The 19,303-nt window shown below is 68.3% G+C and carries 13 protein-coding genes; 4 read left to right on the plus strand and 9 right to left on the minus strand.

The window, feature by feature from the left end; genetic code table 11:
• Nucleotides 1-6 precede the first annotated feature (6 nt).
• The 4 genes from BLP88_RS02075 to nirB form a co-directional block, all read right to left on the minus strand.
• Entirely contained in the window at nucleotides 7-2,658 is a 2,652-nt protein-coding gene (locus tag BLP88_RS02075) for a GMC family oxidoreductase (RefSeq protein WP_084110689.1), read from the minus strand.
• A 93-nt stretch (nucleotides 2,659-2,751) separates the two neighbouring features.
• Nucleotides 2,752-3,918: a uroporphyrinogen-III synthase gene (locus BLP88_RS02080; RefSeq protein ID WP_074586649.1), complete on the minus strand. Its 1,167-nt coding sequence runs from the start codon at nucleotides 3,916-3,918 to the stop codon at nucleotides 2,752-2,754.
• Between the two features lie 28 nt (nucleotides 3,919-3,946).
• Complete coding sequence (gene cobA, locus BLP88_RS02085; protein WP_074586460.1) at nucleotides 3,947-4,981, minus strand: uroporphyrinogen-III C-methyltransferase; 1,035 nt, start codon at nucleotides 4,979-4,981, stop codon at nucleotides 3,947-3,949.
• Nucleotides 4,982-4,983: 2 nt separating this feature from the next.
• Complete coding sequence (gene nirB / locus BLP88_RS02090) at nucleotides 4,984-7,626, minus strand: nitrite reductase large subunit NirB (RefSeq protein ID WP_074586461.1); 2,643 nt, start codon at nucleotides 7,624-7,626, stop codon at nucleotides 4,984-4,986.
• A 245-nt stretch (nucleotides 7,627-7,871) separates the two neighbouring features.
• On the opposite strand from nirB, the gene nirD reads away from it, so the two are divergent.
• On the plus strand, nucleotides 7,872-8,234 hold the full coding sequence (gene nirD, locus BLP88_RS02095; RefSeq protein ID WP_074586462.1) for a nitrite reductase small subunit NirD: 363 nt from the start codon (nucleotides 7,872-7,874) through the stop codon (nucleotides 8,232-8,234).
• Here the strand turns inward: nirD and BLP88_RS02100 are convergent, their stop codons facing one another.
• The 3 genes from BLP88_RS02100 to BLP88_RS02110 form a co-directional block, all read right to left on the minus strand.
• On the minus strand, nucleotides 8,235-10,004 hold the full coding sequence (locus tag BLP88_RS02100) for a phospho-sugar mutase (RefSeq protein ID WP_074586463.1): 1,770 nt from the start codon (nucleotides 10,002-10,004) through the stop codon (nucleotides 8,235-8,237). It abuts the gene before it with no gap.
• A gap of 45 nt (nucleotides 10,005-10,049) precedes the next feature.
• A complete protein-coding gene (locus BLP88_RS02105; protein ID WP_074586464.1) occupies nucleotides 10,050-11,681 on the minus strand; it encodes a glycoside hydrolase family 32 protein in 1,632 nt (543 codons plus the stop codon).
• 110 nt (nucleotides 11,682-11,791) lie between these two features.
• Nucleotides 11,792-13,393 (minus strand): glycoside hydrolase family 68 protein, encoded by a 1,602-nt coding sequence (locus tag BLP88_RS02110; protein WP_139163270.1) that lies wholly within the window; start codon nucleotides 13,391-13,393, stop codon nucleotides 11,792-11,794.
• Nucleotides 13,394-14,171: 778 nt separating this feature from the next.
• Here BLP88_RS02110 and BLP88_RS02115 point away from each other — a divergent pair.
• A complete protein-coding gene (locus BLP88_RS02115) occupies nucleotides 14,172-14,840 on the plus strand; it encodes a hypothetical protein (protein ID WP_074586465.1) in 669 nt (222 codons plus the stop codon).
• Nucleotides 14,837-16,111, plus strand: a complete 1,275-nt coding sequence (locus tag BLP88_RS02120; RefSeq protein WP_074586466.1) for an Ig-like domain-containing protein — start codon at nucleotides 14,837-14,839, stop codon at nucleotides 16,109-16,111. Before BLP88_RS02115 ends, BLP88_RS02120 begins: the two co-directional genes overlap by 4 nt.
• A 30-nt stretch (nucleotides 16,112-16,141) precedes the next feature.
• On the opposite strand, the gene BLP88_RS02125 is transcribed toward BLP88_RS02120, so the two are convergent.
• The gene (locus BLP88_RS02125) at nucleotides 16,142-16,960 is read right to left on the minus strand and encodes a purine-nucleoside phosphorylase (RefSeq protein ID WP_074586469.1); all 819 of its coding nucleotides are present in this window, start codon (nucleotides 16,958-16,960) and stop codon (nucleotides 16,142-16,144) included.
• Between the two features lie 134 nt (nucleotides 16,961-17,094).
• Between BLP88_RS02125 and BLP88_RS02130 the strand changes: the two genes are divergently transcribed.
• On the plus strand, nucleotides 17,095-18,510 hold the full coding sequence (locus tag BLP88_RS02130; RefSeq protein ID WP_074586652.1) for an NAD(P)H-quinone dehydrogenase: 1,416 nt from the start codon (nucleotides 17,095-17,097) through the stop codon (nucleotides 18,508-18,510).
• A 27-nt stretch (nucleotides 18,511-18,537) separates the two neighbouring features.
• On the opposite strand, the gene BLP88_RS02135 is transcribed toward BLP88_RS02130, so the two are convergent.
• On the minus strand, nucleotides 18,538-19,287 hold the full coding sequence (locus BLP88_RS02135; RefSeq protein WP_074586470.1) for an MBL fold metallo-hydrolase: 750 nt from the start codon (nucleotides 19,285-19,287) through the stop codon (nucleotides 18,538-18,540).
• Between the last annotated feature and the right edge of the window lie 16 nt (nucleotides 19,288-19,303).

A 19,303-nucleotide genomic window follows, 5' to 3' on the forward strand; every position in this document is an offset into this window, starting at 1 on the left:
GGCGCTTCATCGCCGGATCCGCGACACCCGGTTGCCGTAGACCTTCCAGAGCTCCCCGAGGAAGAAGTTCCCAAAGCTTGCAAGCGCCGGCAGCGGGGCCGGGCCCACCGCCCGGAAGGTGGTGAGCTGCCTGGCGAAGTCCAGCGGGCGGATGCGCAGGATGCCCGACCCCGCCACCGCGGCGGGATCCGGGGGCGCCCATTCGGCTGCCGGCGGCCGGCCGGGATCAGGGGGCGGGACATGACCGCGCACCACCGTGGCGTACAGGGTGGTGGTGTCCGCCCAGGAATCCAGCCCTGCCTCGTTATGGATGAGCTTGAAGCCGGTGAACGTGAGAGGTGTGCCGCCCGGATCGCGCAGCCACAGGCGGTAAAGCATGCGCCGGGCCGGCCGTGCGTCCGGGGAGGTGTCCGTCACGAACTGCTTGAACCAGCCCTGCTCCACCGGCATCCGGCCGCCGAACTGGTCCGCCAGCACGTAGCCTTCGGCCGTGGCCCGGTGCAGGGGGTCGGCCACGAAAGCGTCGATGTCCGGGGCTGTGATGGTCAGTTCGAACATGATCCTGCGGTCCCGGTCCCGGCCAAGGGCGTGGCCCTTGGCGGGATCGGACTGCCCGGGACTGAACCAGCCGTGCATCTGTTCCGTGAAACTGACGGAGGTGGCGGAGGCGTCGGTGTCCGCTTTGGCCATGCCCGGTGCCAATCCCCGCGTTGTCGCCGCCGGCTTTGGCGCGGCCGGCCGTTCGGGCTTGGCGGCCTTTCCCTTCGTGGCATCCGGTGCCAGGAGGCGCAAGGACTCCGCAGGGGAGTCGACGACGGCGCCGGGCGCCTCCCGTACGGACGTCGCCGGCGCGTCCCGTACGGACGTGACCGGGCCGCCGTCGTGCTGTGACTCCGGTGCGATCCCGCGGGCGGCGGGCCGGGCGCCTTCCAGCAGACGGCGGCAGGCACGCTCGGCGAACGCCGCGATGGTCAGGGACGGGTTGGCGCCCACCGGGCCCGGCATGGCGGCGCCGTCCACCACGAACATTCCCGGGTAGCCGAACACCTCGCCGTAGGAATCGACTACGCCCTCCGCAGGGTTCCTCCCGGCCGGGGCGCCGCCGATGGGGTGCACCGTGATGACACGTTTGGCCCACCAGAGCGGGTTGTCCACGAAGTCGCCGCCCAGTTCGCCGGCGATGTCCGCCATGGTCTTGCGGACCCGGCCGAAGTACCCCGTGGAGGTGGCGAGTGTCCAGTCCACGGCGAGCCGGCCATCCTGGAGGCTTAGCACGCCATCCGGGACATCACGGCCCATGCCCAGCAGCGGCAGCGAACTGGCCGAGAGGCTGCCGTCGCCCAGTGCCGCGGCGAGGTCGGCGGAGATGTTGGAACGGCGGGCCTCGAAAAGCCGGTCCTTGAGCAACTGGCCGGCCACCCGGGCGGTCCTGCGGACCACCCGGCCCAGCTGCCCGGTCTCGATCAGCCAGTTCATGAAAGCCGGATAACCGGCGTCTTCGACGTAATAGCCGCGCCCGCTGCCGCCGTCCTCGGTGTCCGGCACCCGGATGGCGGTGGTGATGACGGGCCCACGGCTTCCGGAGAGGGTGCGGGTTGCCGGTACCTTGCCTTCGTTGTGGATCTTGGCGCCCATGACGAAGGTCAGCAGGTCGCCGTTGCCGCTGAACCGGCTGCCGAGGGTTTCGCTGAGCGCTGGCAGGGAGGCCCGGTTGCGCAAGAGCAGGAAGTTGCTGCCGAAGGTCCCTGCGCCGAGGATCAGGTGCCGGCAGCGGATGATCCGCTCAAGCAACGGAGCCTCGGGGTTCTCCGGATCGTGCACCACGTAGCGGACCTCGTAGCCGGTGCCGGAGCCGGTGCCGCCGAGCGGCCGGATGCCGCGCACGTCGTGCAGGGTGCGGAGATCGGCGCCCGCCCGCTGTGCCGCGGAGAGGTAGGTGTGGTCCAGGGAGTTCTTGGCCCCGGAGTTGCAGCCGAGGTCGCATTCGCCGCAGAGGGTGCAAGTGGTCCGGACGGCGCGCTCGCCGTGGACGCTGCCGTAGGGTGCGGCGGCCAGCGGCTGGTTGGTGCCGGGCTCCGCGCCGGGGGCGGTGGTGAAGGTGACGGCGATCGGCGGCCGCTTGATGGCCAGCCCCAGGGCGGCGGCGCTGGCTTCCATGGCCATGGTCTTGGGGGTGTCCCGGTACGGATACGGGACGGGCTGCAGCATGTCCTCGGCGTCCTTGTAGAAAGGCTCCAGGTCTTCGTAGCTGAAGGGCCAGTTCTCGTAGCCGCCGCCGGGCACCGGGGATTCCTTGACGAACCACTTGGGGTCCTTGCGCAGCAGCACGTTCGCGTAAATCAGCGAGCCGCCGCCCAGCCCGCTGGAGACGAGGCCTTCGGTGCCGCGGAAGGTCCAGGCATCGAAGAGGCCGTAGAGCCCGCGGTCCGGGTCCCAGAAATTCCGGCCCATTTCCGCCGGGCTTCGTGCGAAGCTGCCGGGCGGATAGGCCTTTCCGCGCTCCATGACCACCACGGATTTGCCGGCTTCGGCCAGGCGCAGGGCCGCCACCGAACCGCCGAATCCGGTGCCCACCACCACGGCGTCAACGGTTTCGGGCGCGCCCCCGGAATCAGGTCCGGAAGGGTCATCCTGTTGATACTTCCCCGGCAAAGTCATGGCCGTTCCTTAGGAGCAGCTGCGGAATATAGCGACATGTTCCCACCGGCCGCGCAATCTGTCCATGCCTTGGAGTAATTGCCGGAACAGCGCCTAGACGCGCAGGCGATAGCCCCGTTTCACTACGGTTTCCACGAGGCTTCCGTCCGGCAGGGCGGAGCGCAGCCGGCTCACCGTCATGTCCAGGGCGTGCACGGAGCCGCGCAGTTCCAGCAGTTCCGAGAGCGACTCGCGGGAGAGCACCGCGCCGCCGGCCCCGAGCAGGGCCCGCAGGAGCAGCAGGGGAGCGGGGGCAAGGTCCACCACGTCGCCGTTGATCTTCAGGCAGCGGCCACGCAGCTCCACGTCCCCGGCCTTGGTTGCCAGGCGGCGCACGTGGTTCAGGGCCAGGTGCTCGGTGACCAGGCGGATCAGCGCCCCCATGCGGTAACGGTCCGGGATCAGGGGCGACAGCCCGGCGTCGAGCAGCGGCTGGGCGGTCACGGGCCCGACGGCGGCCACGGTCACCTGCGTCCTGAGCGCCTCGATCAGCTGCTGGTACATGCCCATCTCGTGGGCCGTGCTCCACAGCGCGTCGACGGCGGGGGCGCTCGTGAAGGTGAGCACGTCCAGCTTGCCGCCGCAGGCGGCCTCGATCAGGCGCGGAAGCTTGTCGCTGCCGTCCGGCTTCACCCAGCGGTACGGGGTGACGGTCAGGACTTTCGCGCCGGACATGCGCAGCCGTTCGAGTTGGCGGAAATCCGTGTAACCGTGCAACTGGACGGCCACCGTCTTGCCGCGCACACCCTCGTGGAGCAGCATGTCCACCAGGGTGGCGGTGGTTTCGTCGCTGCTGATCCCGACGTCGGCCAGGCCGGCCGCGCGGACGGCACCGCGGGCCTTGGGGCCACGGACGAACATGCGGGTGGCCGAGAGCACCTCAAGCAACTGTTCGCCGATGCCAAAGGAGTCCGCGGCCTCGCACCAGCGGCGCATGCCGTAGGCGGTGGTGGCGATGCAGATGTCCGGGCGCGCTTCGATGATGGTCTTGGTGTCCTCGATGAGCGCAGTGTCCTCCTGCACCGGAGCGATTTTCAGCGCGGGGGCGTGCAGCACCTCGGCGCCGCGCCGTTCGAGGGCTTCGATCAGGTCGCGGGAACGGCGGTGCGATGTCACACCGATCAGGAAGCCGTCCAGCGGGGTGTCTGCGGCGGATTCGACGGCGGCAAGCGGCGTGTTTTCCTCCACGGGCGTGTTAATCGCGGCTCCGTCGGCGGTCATGGTGGACGTGGTGCTCATGTGGGTCCCTTCAGGCTTCAAGGAGCGAAGCCGCGAGGCGGTTCAGGTCAGCGGAGGCAGCGGCATGATTGCGGCTGGCCATTGCCACCCCGACCACCTCGCCGATGACCAGGACGGCCGGATTGCTGCAGCCCGCGGCCGCATTTTCGATCGTACCGAGTTCGGCGATGGTGGTCCGCTGACCGGGACGGTAGCCCCGTTCGACGACAGCCATCGGCATGTCCGCGCGCATCCCGGCGCGGCGCAGGCCGGCCGCCAGCTGGGGCAGCGTGCCGATGCCCATCAGCACCACGATGGTGCCGCCCAGGCCCGCCAGGTGGGTGTGCTCGTCTTCGGTCAGCGGGGCGTGGCCGGACACCACCGTGAACATGTGGCTCACTTCGCGGTGCGTCACGGGAATGCCGGCGGCTGCGGGGACGGAGATGGCGCTGGTGACGCCCGAAATAACGTTCACCGGGACACCGGCGGCCACGCAGGCGGCCACTTCCTCGCCGCCGCGGCCGAACACGAACGGGTCACCGCCCTTGAGGCGCACCACGTTCTCGCCGGCCAGGGCGGCCTCGACCATGAGCTTTTCGATGTCGCACTGGGTGACCTTGTGGTGGCCGGGCTGCTTGCCGACGTCCACCAGCCGGCCGCTGCTGAGCCGCTCCAGTTCCTGGTAGGGGGCCAGACGGTCGTAGAAGACGACGTCGGCGTCCCGCAGGGCGTTGACGGCACCGACGGTGAGGAGGTCCGGGGTACCGGGGCCGCCGCCGACCAGCGTCACGTGGCCCGCAGCGCCCGCGGCCGGCTCGACGGCCACCGGGATGCCGGCTTCCCCTGCACGCCGCAGCAGCGGCTCCCAGCCCGGTTGGCCGTCGTCGACGGCGGCGATCAGGAAGGGGTGCTCGGGCAGCGGACCGTCGCCGGCGGCTCCCTCGGGAACGGTCAGGCGGAAGACTTTCGCACCCGCTGCCTCGTAGCGGCGGACCGCCTGGCGGGCGGCAGTTTCGGATCCCGTGACCAGGACGTCACGGCCGGTGAGGTCGATGCTGAGCTGCATGGTCAGTTCTCGCTTCCGTTGGTGGAGCGGACGGGGATGGTGGACGCGATGAGTACGCTGCCCTTTTCCTCGTTGGTGGCCGGGCGGATCTGGCCGCGCTCGTCCGGGACGAAGGTGATGGAGTCGTCCTTCTGGTCGGGGGCGTTGACGAAGGAGCGGAAGCGGCGCAGGCGCTCAGGATCCTTGAGGGTGTCTGCCCATTCGTCCACGTAGGTGTCCACGTGCTTGGCCATGGCGGCCTCGAGGTCCTCGGCGATGCCCAGGGAATCCTCTACCACGACCTGGCGGACGTGCTCCAGGCCGCCCTCGAGTTCTTCCTGCCAGCGGGCGGTTCGCTGGAGGCGGTCGGCGGTGCGGATGTAGTACATGAAGTAGCGGTCGATGTACTTGATGAGGGTGTCATCGTCCAGGTCCTTGGCCAGGAGCTGCGCGTGGGCGGGGGTGGCGCCGCCGTTGCCTCCGACGTAGAGGTTCCAGCCGTCGGCGGTGGCGATCACGCCCACGTCCTTGCCGCGGGCTTCGGCGCATTCGCGGGCACAACCGGACACGCCCATTTTGAGCTTGTGCGGGCTGCGCAGGCCGCGGTAGCGCAGTTCCAGGTTCACGGCCATGGCCACGGAATCCTGCACGCCGTAACGGCACCAGGTGGAGCCGACGCAGGATTTCACAGTGCGCAGGCTCTTGCCGTACGCCTGGCCGGACTCGAAGCCGGCATCGACCAGTTCCTTCCAGATTTCCGGGAGCTGTTCGAGCCGGGCGCCGAACATGTCGATCCGCTGCCCGCCGGTGATCTTCGTGTACAGGCCGTACTTTTCCGCGACGGCCGCGATCACGCCGAGCTTCTGCGGAGTGATCTCGCCGCCGGCGATGCGCGGCACCACCGAGTAGGTGCCGTCCTTCTGCATGTTGGCCAGGGCGCGGTCGTTGGTGTCCTGCAGGGTGCCGCGGCCGGCGTCCAGGACGTAGGCGCTGTTCTGGCTGGCCAGGATGTTGGCGATGGTGGGTTTGCAGATGTCGCAGCCGGCGCCGGTGCCGTATTTGGCCATGATTTCTTCGAAGGAGGTCAGTTCCAGGATGCGGATGGTTTCGAACAGTTCCTGGCGGGAGAGGCTGATGTGCTCGCACAGGGCCTTGGAAACCTCGACGCCGGACTTCTTCAGTTCGCCTTCGAGCAGCTTCTTGAGCATCGGCACGCAGGAGCCGCACTGGGTTCCGGCCCGGGAGCAGCTCTTCAGTTCGCCCAGGTCCTGGACGGGGGTGTTGCCCTCGCAGGAGCCGCAGCCGTTGATGGCATCGCGGATGGAGCCCGCGGCGACGTTGTTGCAGGAGCACAGGATCGCGTCGTCGGGCAGTTCGGTTTCCGGGGCCTCGCCGCCGCCGGCCGCGCTGAGGAACGCACCGGGTTCGGCCGGAAGTTCACGGCCCAGCAGCGGGCGCAGGCTCATGTACGGGGTGGCGTCGCCCACGAAGATGCCGCCCAGCAGCGTCTTCGCATCATCGGTGGTGACGATTTTCTGGTAGACGCCGCGGGCGGGGTCGGCGTAGACGATTTCCAGGGCGTGCTCGGTCTTGGCGAAGGCGTCGCCGAAGCTGGCCACGTCCACGCCGGAGAGCTTGAGCTTGGTGGCGGTGTCAAAGCCGGGGAAGGTCGCCTGTCCGCCGTGCAGGCGGTCCGCCACGATCTCGGCCATCGTGTTCGCCGGAGCCACCAGACCCATGCACATGCCGCCGAAGTTGGCCACCTCCCCGATCGCCCAGACGTTCCCGACGGCGGTGCGGCAGTGATTGTTGATGACCACACCGCCCTTGGGGCCGAGCTCGAAAAGGGGAGACCCGCCGTCGGGAGCGGTACCGTCCGCATCGCGGAACAGTTCGTCGCGGGGACGGATGCCGATCGAGGCGATCACCATGTCCGCCGGGATGACCGTGCCATTCTTCAGCAGCACGCCGGTGACCTGGCCGGCGTCGTCGGAGAGGATTTCGGCCGGGTAGCTGCCGGTGTGGACTTCCAGGCCCTTGGCGGCGACCAGCCGGCCGAGCGCCTGGCCGGCGCCTTCGTCCAGCTGCGCGTTCATGAGCCAGCGGGAGCCGTTGACGATCGCTGCCTCGGCGCCGAGTTCCATGGTTCCGGCCGCTGCCTCCAGGCCGAGCAGCCCGCCGCCGATGGTCACGGTGCGGACCTTCCGACCCAGCGTGGCGCCGAGTTCGGCAACGGTTTTGTTGATGGTCCAGACGTCGTCCAGCGTGCGGTAGACGTGGGCCAGCTCGCCGCCGGGGAAGGGAAGCTTCGCAGCATCGGAGCCGGTGGCCACCACCAAATGGTCGTAAGGGTAGCTGGCACCCGTGGACGTGGTGACCGTCTGAGCGCCGGTGTCCACCGAGATGACCCGCTCGCCGGTGCGCAGCGTGATCGATTCGTGGTCCCACATGGCGGTGTCGCCCATGGTCAGGTCGTACTCCATGTCGCTTAGGGCCTTGCTCAGGGCGACGCGGTCGTAGGGGAGGTGGACTTCCTCGGCAAGGACCGTCAGATGCCAGCCCTCGAGACCGCGGGTATGCATGGCATCCGCGAAGCGGTGGGCGGCGGGGCCGCCTCCGGCGACGACGATGCGCCGGGTCTCTGGGGCGTGGGTGGATCCGGTCATTGCTGGCCTTTCGCAGATGTCGCGGAATGTGGTGCTCCGCAGCTGGTCATCCCAGCGTAGGGATGGCCAGTTTCGCCTCAGTTTCCCGATTGTTTCGTGGGTTTAACTTCTGGGTCACGCTTGGATTTCGAGCGCCGTGAGCACTCTTTTACGTGCCGGACACACGGCGGGCCTTCCGGTGAAACGTCCCGGGCCTAGCTTTTTCTTATCCCGCAGCAAACCCGGCAAGGCGAGAGGAAAAGATCATGACGGTAGTCCTGGAACGCGAAACACGCACCGCCCCTGCGGCCGGCTGGCACCGCGTCTGCCCGCTGAATGAACTCGAGCCGGCCTGGGGCGAGGCGGCATTCATCGACGGCCTGCAGATCGCGCTGTTCCGGCTGCCCTCCGATGAGGTCTACGCCGTGGCCCAACAGGACCCGGCCACCCTGGCCAACGTCATGGCCCGCGGCATCATCGGCTCCCGGGGCAGCAGCCCCACCATCGCCTCCCCGCTGCACAAAGAGGTCTACGACCTGCGCACCGGCGAATGCTTCACCAAGCCCGAACTCCGCCTGGCAACCTACGGCGCACGGATCGTTGACGGGTATGTCGAGGTGGAGCTGTAGCTACAGCCCCAGAGCCTCCCGCACATCGGCGAGGATCCGGTCCAGGGAAGCCCGTGCCGCGGCGCGGGCTTCCGGCAGTTCGGCGGCTGATTCCACGGGAACGATCACTTCCAGGTAGCACTTGAGCTTCGGCTCGGTGCCGCTGGGACGGATGATGACCCGGCTCTGGTCCCGGGTTAGGTACAGCAGGCCGTCGGTGGGCGGAAGGTGTTCGCTGCCTTCGGACAGGTCCGTGAACTGCTCGACGGCGGAGCCCCCGAACCCTTCCGGCGGATCGGAACGCAGCCTGTTCATCATGGCGTCCAGCAGGCCAAGGTCTGCCACCCGGATGCTGAGTTGGTCGCTCGCGTGCAGGCCGTGCATCAGATAAAGCTCGTCCAGGGTGTCGAAGACCGTCTGGCCCGCGGCCTTCGCCGCCGCGGCGAGTTCGGCGATCAGCAGGGACGCGGAGATTCCGTCCTTGTCCCGGACCAGCTCCGGAGCCACGCAGTAACCCAGCGCTTCTTCGTAGCCGTACACCAGGCCCGGAACGCGGGAGATCCACTTGAAACCGGTGAGGGTTTCCTCGTGGGCCGCGCCCGCAGCGGCGGCGATCCTGGCCAGCAGCCGCGAGGACACGATCGAGTTGGCGAAGACCCCGGGCGACTCAACCGGCTCGGAGCCCGCGAGCGACCGCGTCACCACGTGTGCCCCCAACAAAGCCCCCACTTCGTCCCCGCGCAGCATCCGCCACGCCCCGCTTTCCGGGTCACGGGCAGCGACGGCGGCCCGGTCGGCGTCGGGGTCGTTGGCCAGCACGATGTCTGCGTCGAGCCGCCCGGCGGCGGCCAGCGCGAGGTCCAGTGCACCGGGTTCTTCGGGGTTCGGGAAGCTCACGGTGGGGAAATCCGGGTCCGGCAAGGCCTGTTCCTCGACCAGCGTCACGTCGTGGAACCCGGCATCCTTGAGCACCGAGACGGCGGTGTCCCCGCCCACGCCGTGCATTGGCGTCAGCACGATCTTCAGCTCCCTAGCGGGGAAACGTCCGGGATCGGCCAGGGCGACGACGGCGGCACGGTAGTCGTCGGCGATCGACTCAGGCAGTACGGTCCAGCCGTCCCCGGCCAGCGCGATGTCCTCCAGGCCGCCCACCGCTTCGATGTAGCCGGCGATCCGGGCATCGTAGGGAGCCACGATCTGGGCGCCGCGTCCGCTCTCTTCCACTGCGCGTCCGCCAAGGTACACCTTGTAACCGTTGTCCTGCGGCGGGTTGTGGCTCGCGGTGACCATCACGCCGCCGTCGCAGTCCAGGGCCCGCACCGCGTAGGCGAGCAGCGGAGTGGGCAGTGCCGAGGGCATCAGGAAGGTTTCGATCCCGGCGGCGGCGAAGACGGCGGCAGACTCCGTGGCGAAGACGTCTGAGTTGTGGCGGGCATCGTAGCCGACGACGACGCGCGGCCGGGAGCCCGGGCCGGACGCGGACACGGCGTCGTTCAGGAACGCCGCGAAGCCTGCCGCGGCCCGCCTCACCACCACTCGGTTCATGCGGTTCGGGCCGGGACCGAGCGCGGCGCGGAGGCCGGCGGTGCCGAACTGCAGGGTCCCGTTGAAGCTGTCTTCGAGCTGCTGGCGGGCCGCCGGGATTCCCTCAGCGGCCTGGTCGGCAAGCTCCTCCAGCGCCGCCGCGGTCACCGGGTCCGGGTCCTGCCGGGCCCAGGTGCGGGCTGCGGAAATCAACTGGTCCACCTGCACGGTGTTTGACGATTCGGGGGCCGCGTCGCTCGAAGTCATAGGTACAAAACTATCTGTTTTGCCTTCTTAACTGGCAACGCGGGGTCAGGGTGCGGCGGAGCTGACCCTGACCTCCGCCGCGCCGCCGCGGCTGAATGCCAGCGTTTCGGTGTCGTCCCAGGCCGGGAAGAAGGTGTCCGTGATGGCCACCGTACTGTCCGGCGTGAAGACCTCCACGGAGGAGGAATCCAGCAGGATCCGCAAACGGAGCTTCCCGTCCCGCAGCGGAACCTTGGCCTGATGGTACGGGCTGAACAGCCGGGAGAAGTTGCCGGTCCCGGCACGGGAGCGGTCCACCTTCAGGGTCCCGGTTGCCCGCTCGTAGGAGACCCGAAGTCCCGAGCTGCCGTCCGCGGAGCTGCGCAGCACCAGTCCGGTCTCGGCAGCCTCTCCCGGTTCGAGTTCGACGTCGAGCAGCTGGCTGCGGGCGGTGAAGTCCCCGCCCAGCGGCTCCGCGCCGCCGTCGACGGTGAGGTTCCTGCGGCGGACCTCACCGCCGGCGGCCTCGCCGAGGGCCCCGGAAGCAGCGGCAGCGATGCCCGAACGCAGGGCGTAACGCCCGCCGTCGCGCAGCAGCTCCAGCTCACGGGGAACGGCCATGGCACCGCGCCAGGGCGTGGTGGGTACGTCCTGGGCGTAGTCCCAGTTGCCCATCCAGCCCAGGAGCACGGGCTTGCCGCCGGGTGCGCCGCTGATCGAGTTCGCGGCATAGTAATCGGCGCCGTAGTCCAGCCACTGGGAATCCGTCAGCGGGGCCCCGGGCTTGGCGGCGTTCTCCGCGGTGAAGGTCCGGCCGTCGAAATCGCCCACGAAGTACTGCATGCCCGAGCCGCCGGCGATCCCGCCCGGATTGATGCTCAGCAGCATGACCCACTTCTTCAGGCCGTTGCCACCCGCGACGTCCATTTGCAGCAGTTCGGGGACTTCCCACAGCCCGCCTTGGGCGCCCACTCCGGAGAAATCGCTTAGGTGGTCCCAGTGCAGCAGGTCCGTGGACTTGAACAGCTTGACCACCTGGGCGTCGGCCACCACGGTGGTCATCACCCAGTAGCCGCCGGGCTCGTACCAGGTGACCTTGGGGTCGCGGAAGTTGTTGTTGCTCGGGGCAAGATCCAGGACGGGGTTGCCCTTGTACTTCTGCCAGGTCTTGCCGTGGTCCAGGCTGTAGGCCAGCGACTGGGCCTGGACGCCGGCCGGGCGTGCCCCGCCCTTGCCGTAGGCGCTGGTGTACAGGGCCACCATGGGCGGGTTCCCGGCGGTGCCGAGACCGGAGGCGTTCTCTTTGTCCAGCACGATCGCGCCGGAGAAGATCTCCTCGGCCTCGCTCGCCTCCATGGCCACCGGCTGCTGCGTCCAATGGATGAGGTCGGTGCTGGTGGAGTGGCCCCAGGACATGTTGCCCCAGAAGTTGCCGTGCGGGTTGTGCTGGTAGAAGGCGTGGTAGGTGCCGTTTTCGTACACCAGGCCGTTGGGGTCGTTGATCCAGTTCCGTTCCGCGGTCAGGTGGACGGCGGGACGCCAGGGATCCTGGGCGGAGGGTGCCGCGGAAGAGACGGCAGGCGGGGCGTCCGGGGTTGCGGGTTTCGGTCCGGTGCACCCGGCAGACAGGGCGACGACGACGGCGGCTGCCGCGCAGAGGGCGGGACGGAGGGTCTTGAAGGGGTTCTGGAGAAGCATGGGGGAATCCTGGGGGGTGGAAAGTGGTGCGGGGACCTCCGGTGGTGGTGGAGGTCCCCGCGGTGCGGGGCAGACGGTTCGCAGCGCCTGCCCCGCGGCTTTGTTGCGGCCTACTTGTAGAGGCCTTCACCGCCAACGCGGACGTTGGTGGGGAGGTAGCCGAACGGGCCGAGGCCGTCCTGGCCGAAGCTGCGGTCAACCTGGGACACGCCGCCCTTGAAGTTGATCTTCACGGTCGGGGAGAGGGAACCGCCGCGCACGCCGTTGACGTTGTCGATGAACGACTGGACGAGGCCGTTGGGCTGCACGTAGTGCGAGTAGGCCTGGAACTGGCGGCCGTTCTGCTGACCCGAGATGGTGCCGCTCGGGTTGTTGGCAGGCAGGTTCAGGTCGGTCGGGGAGCCCAGGGCCAGGCCGCTGTTGTTCACCGGCTGGTAGTCGGAACGGATGCCGTCGCCGACGAAGCCGTAGACGCCGTCAGGGCCGCGCATGCCTGCCGCGTAGGTGAACTGGTGGCTGATGGTGAACAGGTAGTACTTGTTCTTGCCGTCTTCGTTCTGGATGAAGATCTGCGGACGCTCGGTCTGGTCGTTCACGCAGTTGGCGGAGAGAAGCGGGGGCAGGAACTTCCACTTGGTCAGGTCCTTGTTCTCGGCCACAGCCAGGCCCACGTTGGCGGTCTGGTAGTAGGCGCCGGTGTTCTGGACGTCCTGAACCTTTTCGGCGTGGGGGTCGCCCGGCTTGTAGCCGAGGTCCTCGGCCTTGCACTCGTATTCGCCGCGGTTGCCGCCGGTGTTGCCTTCGAAGACCATGAAGGTCTTGCCCGGGTGGGCCGGGTCGGCAAAGGTGTACGGGTCGCGGAAGGCGAAGCCCGGGTTCTGGGCCTTGGTCTGGTACATCTTTCCGTCCGGTTCCAGCAGCTTGGTGTGCTTGAAGCCGTCGAAGGTAACGCCGCTCTTGTCGGCGTGGATGTTGCCCAGGGCCTTGGCGATCACGGCATCCGGAGCGATTCCGCCGCCGCCGGCGTTGCGCTCGGCAACGTCGTAGAAGGTGGTCGCGGTGTAGAACACGTTGACCTGGTCGCCCTTCATGAGCCGGGTGGAACCGGACCATTCGGTGTTGCCGATGGAGCTGTTGGGCAGGAACAGGTGTCCGCCGTAGTTCCACTTGTCCTTGGCGGGGTCCGCGTTGGTCTTGCGGAAGAAGTAGCCAATCCGGGCGTTCCAGTGGCGCTGGTCGAAGCCGTACCCTGCGTGGCGGTCCGCGACCAGCGAGAAGATGACGTCCCAGCCCTTGTAGCTGATCTGGTTGGCGTGCTCATCGGTCAGGGACCAAGTGTCCCAGACCCACACGTCGTCGTTCATGGCCGGGAAGTCCTCCGGGATTTCCGGCATGGTGACGTCGGGGCTCATCGAGTTTTCGCCGGGGGCAACGTTGGGGTTGCTCTGCGCCATGATCTGCTTGGCATCCGCGCGGGTCCACTTGGCCGTGAAGTCGGCGGCCGGGTCGTAGGCCTTCTGCGTGTGCTCGGTAGGCAGCGGGAAGCCGGCGGTGGGTGCCGGCATGCTGCCCGACGGCGGATCGGCCGGGATGTTCGCCTGTGCGGCCGCGGAGGCCAACAGGATGGAGGCCACGACGCTCGCGGCCGCCGTGGCTGACACGGCGGTCCGCAGGCGGCGCCGCGGCCGTGCGGGGGTTGAGTGAATGCTCATTTGTGCTCTTCTCGCGGAGTTGTATTTCGTGGAAGACGGGCCGGAGCCCTGGAACCGGTCCCTGCCGCGGGGACACGCCTTGGATGTTGGGAGCGGCGGCGCGGGACCGGGTACCGGCGGCCTCCCTGCGGAGGCCGCCGGCCGCGTCGGACAGGGGTGTCCGGCGCAGGTCTGGGGGAGGCAGGCGTTCAGGCGGCCTGGAAGTTCATGCTTTCGCTCTTCTCGCGGAGTGTGGACATCGGATCCGGGCGCAACTGCCCGGGGTCAACTCCGGCTCCTCGATAACGGTGATGCCGCCTTCGAAGGACGCCATCGTATCGAGTGGCGTTGGCCGTCCGGGGACCGCCAACGTTTGCGTTCCGGCGGGGAGGCCGCCGGAACGTTGTCAACGCTTGCACGTTCCCGGCGGAGGGATCAAACCCTGTTTCGGCGGGTTCGGACCCGCCGGGGCGAGATGTCAGACAAATATGCGCAAGCGCTTACATTCCTACATCGCGCGCGTGCCACACCCTGCCGGTCGATGCAAATGTTTCGGACAAATCTGCTTTATTTCAAAGTGTTCATGCACCGTTAACTGCGGTGCCGTTTGACTTGACGGCCTCCCGGTTTTCTGCGGTCCAGCTGGGGATTTGCAGCCTCCGGCGGCACCGCGGCCCGCCCTTCTGAAGTCCAATCGATGGACGTAGAATGTGGATGCGGATCTGCCGCTGAACCGGGCCGGCACCGCGTACACATCGTGAGCTGGTGCAGCATGTGTGAATTGCCGAAACGGCGTTTCTTGGCCTCCCTGAACCCCCTGCGCCTGGTGCTGGCCGTCCTGGCCGTGGCTGTCGTCGCCGCGGGATGGCTCCTTCCGGAACTTGTCTCCGCGATTCCGATCGGCGCCGGATTGCTGACGCTGGTGGCGGCGGTCCTGCTGCCGGCCGTAAAGGAGATCGAGTTCGGCCTGTCGCCGGGTTTCAAGCTTTCACCGGCGCTCAAGGACCGCGAGGCCGAACTGCGCAGCGTCTTCGAGCTCCAAAGGGGCGACATGGAGTACTGCGCGCACCTGCTGTGCCCTGATCCGGAAACCGCCCGTGAGTTGCTGGAGGCTGCGTGGTCCCAGGCAGCGGCCGCTTGGCGGGGACCGGTCACGCCGCAGCTTCGCGTGTACACGCTGTGTGTCCTGATCCGCCTGATCCGCAAGGATGAAATATGGCGGGGAGCGGGGCGCGGGCCACTTCCCGAAGGGGACCTACTTACCAGCCTCGCCCTGGAAGAACGCATCGTGGTGGTGCTGCACGAGTTTGCCAACCTCACCTTTGCCGAGATCGCCGGCCTGACAGACCGGACGACGGCGGAAGTCCTCGGCTCGTGGGCCGCGGCCCACGCTTTGACCCGGGGTCCTTCCGCCGACGGCAAGCCGGCGCTCGAAGAGAGACCGTCGCCGGATGAGGACCTGAAATGAACCGGGAACTGAGGCAACGGCTCCTGGACGAAGCGGACGTCAGGTCAGCCGGGCACCCCGCGGACCTGGCAAGCGCCGTTGGCGCCGGCATGGCCCAGGTGCGGCGGAAATTCATGTGGGCCAGCGTGGCTGCGGTGGCCGCCGCCCTGGCCCTCACGGCGGCCTTCGTGGCCTGGCGCATCGCGGTCATGCCGCCTCCACCGCCGACCCTCGAATCGATCGCCGTCACCTCTGCGTCGCAGTCCTTGCGTCCGGCGGCCACCATCCCCCTCACGGCCACGGGCCGCTACAGCGACGGCTCGAGCAGGCGCCTCAGAGACGGGGTGGAATGGGCGTCCAGCAACCCTGCCGTCGCAACGGTGGACGGAGCCGGCGTCGTGACGGCCGTCGCGGCAGGCACCGCGGAACTTACGGCGACGCTGACAGGAGTCTCAGGACAGTTGGTCCTCGTCGTGCAAGCAGACGGCGCGAAGCTGACGGGCGTGCACGTGTCCCCGGAGACGGCCACCGTGGACCAGGGCGGAATCCTGCAGCTGCTGGCCGAAGGAAGCTACAGCGATGGTTCCCGGGGAAAGCTGAACGGTCCGGTGCTTTGGACCTCCAGCAACCCCGGCATCGTGGCGGTCGACGGCACCGGGATCGCCGCCGCCGTCGCGCCCGGTACGGCAACCATCACCGCATCGCAGGCCGGCCTGCGGGGCACGTCAGTGATCACCGTTCCGCCGGCGCCGAAAGTGGTTACCGCGCTCTCCGTCAATCCCGCGGAGCTGACCTTGAAAGAAGGACAGACGGCGCAACTGGAGGCAGTCGCCACCTATTCGGACGGCAGCAGCGCCACCGTCGGCAATGTCACCTGGGAAACTTCGCCGCCGGGCTCAACGGTCGGCGAGGTCGATGCCACCGGCCTCGTGACGGCCCGCGGCATCGGAAGCACCGCCGTCGTCGCCACGCTGCCCGGTGCCGGCGGGCAAATATTGCGGGGCCAAGCGACGCTTACGGTGGTCCCGACGGTGAAGAGCATCAAGGTGACGCCGTCCGGCCCGCTGCAGCCCGAGCCCGGCGGAAGCGTGCAGTTGAGCGCCGTGGTGACCTACAGCGACGGCACCACGGGTTCGGACGTCGAGTGGGCCTCGAGCAGGCCGCTCATCGCGTCCGTCGACGGCTCGGGCCTTGTCACCGCCATCAAGGAAGGCGACGCCGAGATCACCGCCACGGCGGACGGGGTAACCGGAAACGCGGTGACCGTCCTGGTCCGGACGAGTCCGGACTGATGTGAGGGTCCGGACGAGCCCGGTCTGAGTTCAGAGCCTGGCGATGATGTCCGCGAGGAGCTTCGAGATCCGCGCGCCGGCGGCCTCTCCGGCCTCGATGACTTCCTGGTGGCTCAGTGGTGCAGGGCTGATGCCCGCGGCCAGGTTGGTGACCAGCGAGATGCCGAAAACCTCCATGCCCGCATGGCGGGCGGCGATGGCTTCGAGGGCGGTGGACATGCCCACGAGGTCGGCGCCGATCCGCTTGGCGAACTGCACCTCGGCGGGGGTTTCGTAGTGCGGGCCGGTGAACTGGACGTAGACGCCCTCGTCCAGGGTGGGATCCACCTCGCGCGCCAGGCCGCGGATCCGGGACGAATACAGGTCCGTCAGGTCAACGAAGGTTGCGCCTTCCAGTGGTGAGGTTGCGGTGAGGTTGATGTGGTCGCTGATCAGCACAGGGGTGCCGGGTGACCAGGCTTCGTTCAGGCCGCCGCAGCCGTTGGTCACCACCAGGGTCTTACAGCCGGCCGCCGCGGCGGTGCGCACACCGTGGACCACCGCGCGCACGCCCTTGCCTTCGTAGTAGTGGGTGCGTGCGCCGAGTACCAGGGCCCGTTTGCCCTCGTTGGTCAGCACCGAGCGGATTGTCCCTACGTGGCCTTCGACGGCGGGTGCGGAGAAGCCGGGTACTTCGGCCGCAGTGAGGGTCGCGGTGGTGTCGCCGATGAGATCCGCGGCGGCGCCCCAGCCGGAGCCGAGCACCAGGGCAACATCATGGCTTTCGACGCCGGTCTCCGCGGCGATGTAGTCCGCGGCGTCCCGCGCGGCTTCGAAGGGATCGGTGTTAAGCAGCTCACTGTTACTCACTGGTACAAGCTACAGGGAGCCCCGCGGCATTGAACAGCGGCGGGGCGGTGATGGCGCGGCGGGCAGTGAGGTACAGGCCACTCAGGCGGGGCTTAGTGGCAGGCACCCCCGGCAATGCGTAACAATTGTTCTTTGTGACCATGCATCCTGACTTCAGTTCGCCCCGTATTGCAATTCTTGGTGGAGGTCCTGGTGGCTACGAAGCCGCCATGGTCGCAGCGGCCCTCGGGGCGCAGGTCACCATCATCGAGCGCGCCGGCCTCGGCGGCTCAGCCGTCCTCACCGACGTCGTACCTTCCAAGACCCTGATCGCGACGGCGGACCTCATGACCCGCGTCGGCGAGGCGGGGGAGTTGGGAGTCAAGTTCGCCGTCGACGGGGGCGACGTCGCCCCACACATGCGCGCGGACCTCGGTCACATCAACGACCGCCTTCTCAGCCTGGCCCGCGAACAGTCCGAAGACATCCACGAGGCCTTGGACCATGCCGGTGTGGAGATCGTCATAGGCTCCGGCAAGCTCGTGGACAACCACACCATCGAGGTCCTCACCATCGACGGCACCAGGACTGTCACCGCCGACGCCATCCTCCTGGCGGTCGGCGCGCACCCCCGCGAACTGCCCACCGCCAAGCCGGACGGCGAACGCATCCTGAACTGGGCCCAGCTGTACAACCTCGAGGAACTGCCCGAGGAACTGATCGTGGTGGGCTCCGGCGTCACCGGCGCCGAATTCGCTTCCGCCTACAACGGCCTCGGCTCCAAGGTCACCTTGATCTCCAGCCGCGACCAGGTGCTCCCCGGCGAGGACACCGACGCCGCGGCGGTGCTGGAGGACGTCTTCAAGCGCCGCGGGGTGCGCGTCCTCTCGCGTTCCCGGGCGAACGCCGTCGTGCGCACCGAAAGCGGGGTGGAGGTCACCCTCGGCGACGGCACCACCGTGACCGGCAGCCACTGCCTGGTGTGCGTGGGCTCCATTCCGAACACGGCCGGGCTCGGCCTGGAGGAAGCCGGCGTGGCGCTTTCCGAATCCGGGCATATCAAGGTGGACGGCGTCTCCCGCACCACCGCCCCCAACATCTACGCCGCCGGCGACTGCACGGGCGTGTTCGCCCTGGCCTCCGTGGCCGCCATGCAGGGCCGCATCGCCATCGCGCACTTCCTGGGCGACAGCGTCACCCCCATCAAGCTGCACCAGGTGGCGTCCAACATCTTCACCTCCCCGGAGATCGCCTCCGTGGGTGTCTCCGAGGCGGACCTGGAATCCGGCAAGTACCAGGGCGACGTCGTCATGCTGTCCCTGCTCGCCAACGCCCGCGCCAAGATGCGCAACACCAAGGACGGCTTCGTCAAGATCATTGCCCGCAAGGGTTCCGGCACGGTGATCGGCGGCGTCGTGGTGGGTCCGAACGCCTCGGAACTGATCTTCCCGATTGCCGTGGCGGTCACCCAGAAGCTGCACGTCGACGACGTCGCCAGCACCTTCACGGTCTATCCGTCACTGACCGGGTCCATTTCCGAAGCCGCACGCCGCCTCCACGTGCACATGTAGCTGGCGGCGCGGACGAGGCTGCGTGCGCTACTGGCCGCGCAGCTCCGCCAGGGCCGCCGCCAGCGGCATGTGCAGCGCTGGGCCGTGGCCTGGCAGGATCACCGAGGCATCCACGCCGTCGAGCCGGCGGGTCGCTTCCAAAGCCGCGGCCGGGTCCGAGTGGTACATCCTGTGCAGCATCTGGGGTCCGGCGGCGCGGCTGATCGGGTGCGCGGTGACGAACGAATCGCCCACAGCGATGGACCCTGCCGCGGGAAAAAGGATTGCCGCATTCCCGGGGGTGTGGCCCGGCAGCAGGAGCGCCTCGGGCGCGCCGGGCAGGACCCGGAGACGGGCGGGATTCCAGGCTTCGGCTCGGGTGACGGGTTGTGCCTGCAGGGCCTTTGCCTTGATGACGTGCAGCATCCAGCGGAACACCCTGGGACGCCAGGCACGGACGAGCACCTGGCCGAAGGTCACTTGGTGCTTCTCGCGGCCCTGGACGTGGGCCAATTCCTCAGGGGAGCACAGCACGGGCGTGCCGAAGGCCTCGGAGAAGTAGGCCGCTGAGCCGGTATGGTCCACGTGGCCGTGTGTGATCAGCACGGCGCGTGCATCCGCCGGATCCAGGCCCAGGGAACGGATGGAGCCAAGGACGATGTCACGGTCGGCGGGATAGCCGCTGTCGACCAGTATGTATCCGGTGCCGTCGCGGACCACGATCCAGTTCGAGGCCGGTCCTTCGACAAAAAAGACGCCCGGCGCGGTTTCCTGGATGCTGGGTGAAAGGTCGGTCACCGGCCCATCCTAAGGG

The sequence above is a fragment of the Arthrobacter cupressi genome, from assembly GCF_900099975.1.
Classification (GTDB): domain Bacteria; phylum Actinomycetota; class Actinomycetes; order Actinomycetales; family Micrococcaceae; genus Arthrobacter; species Arthrobacter cupressi.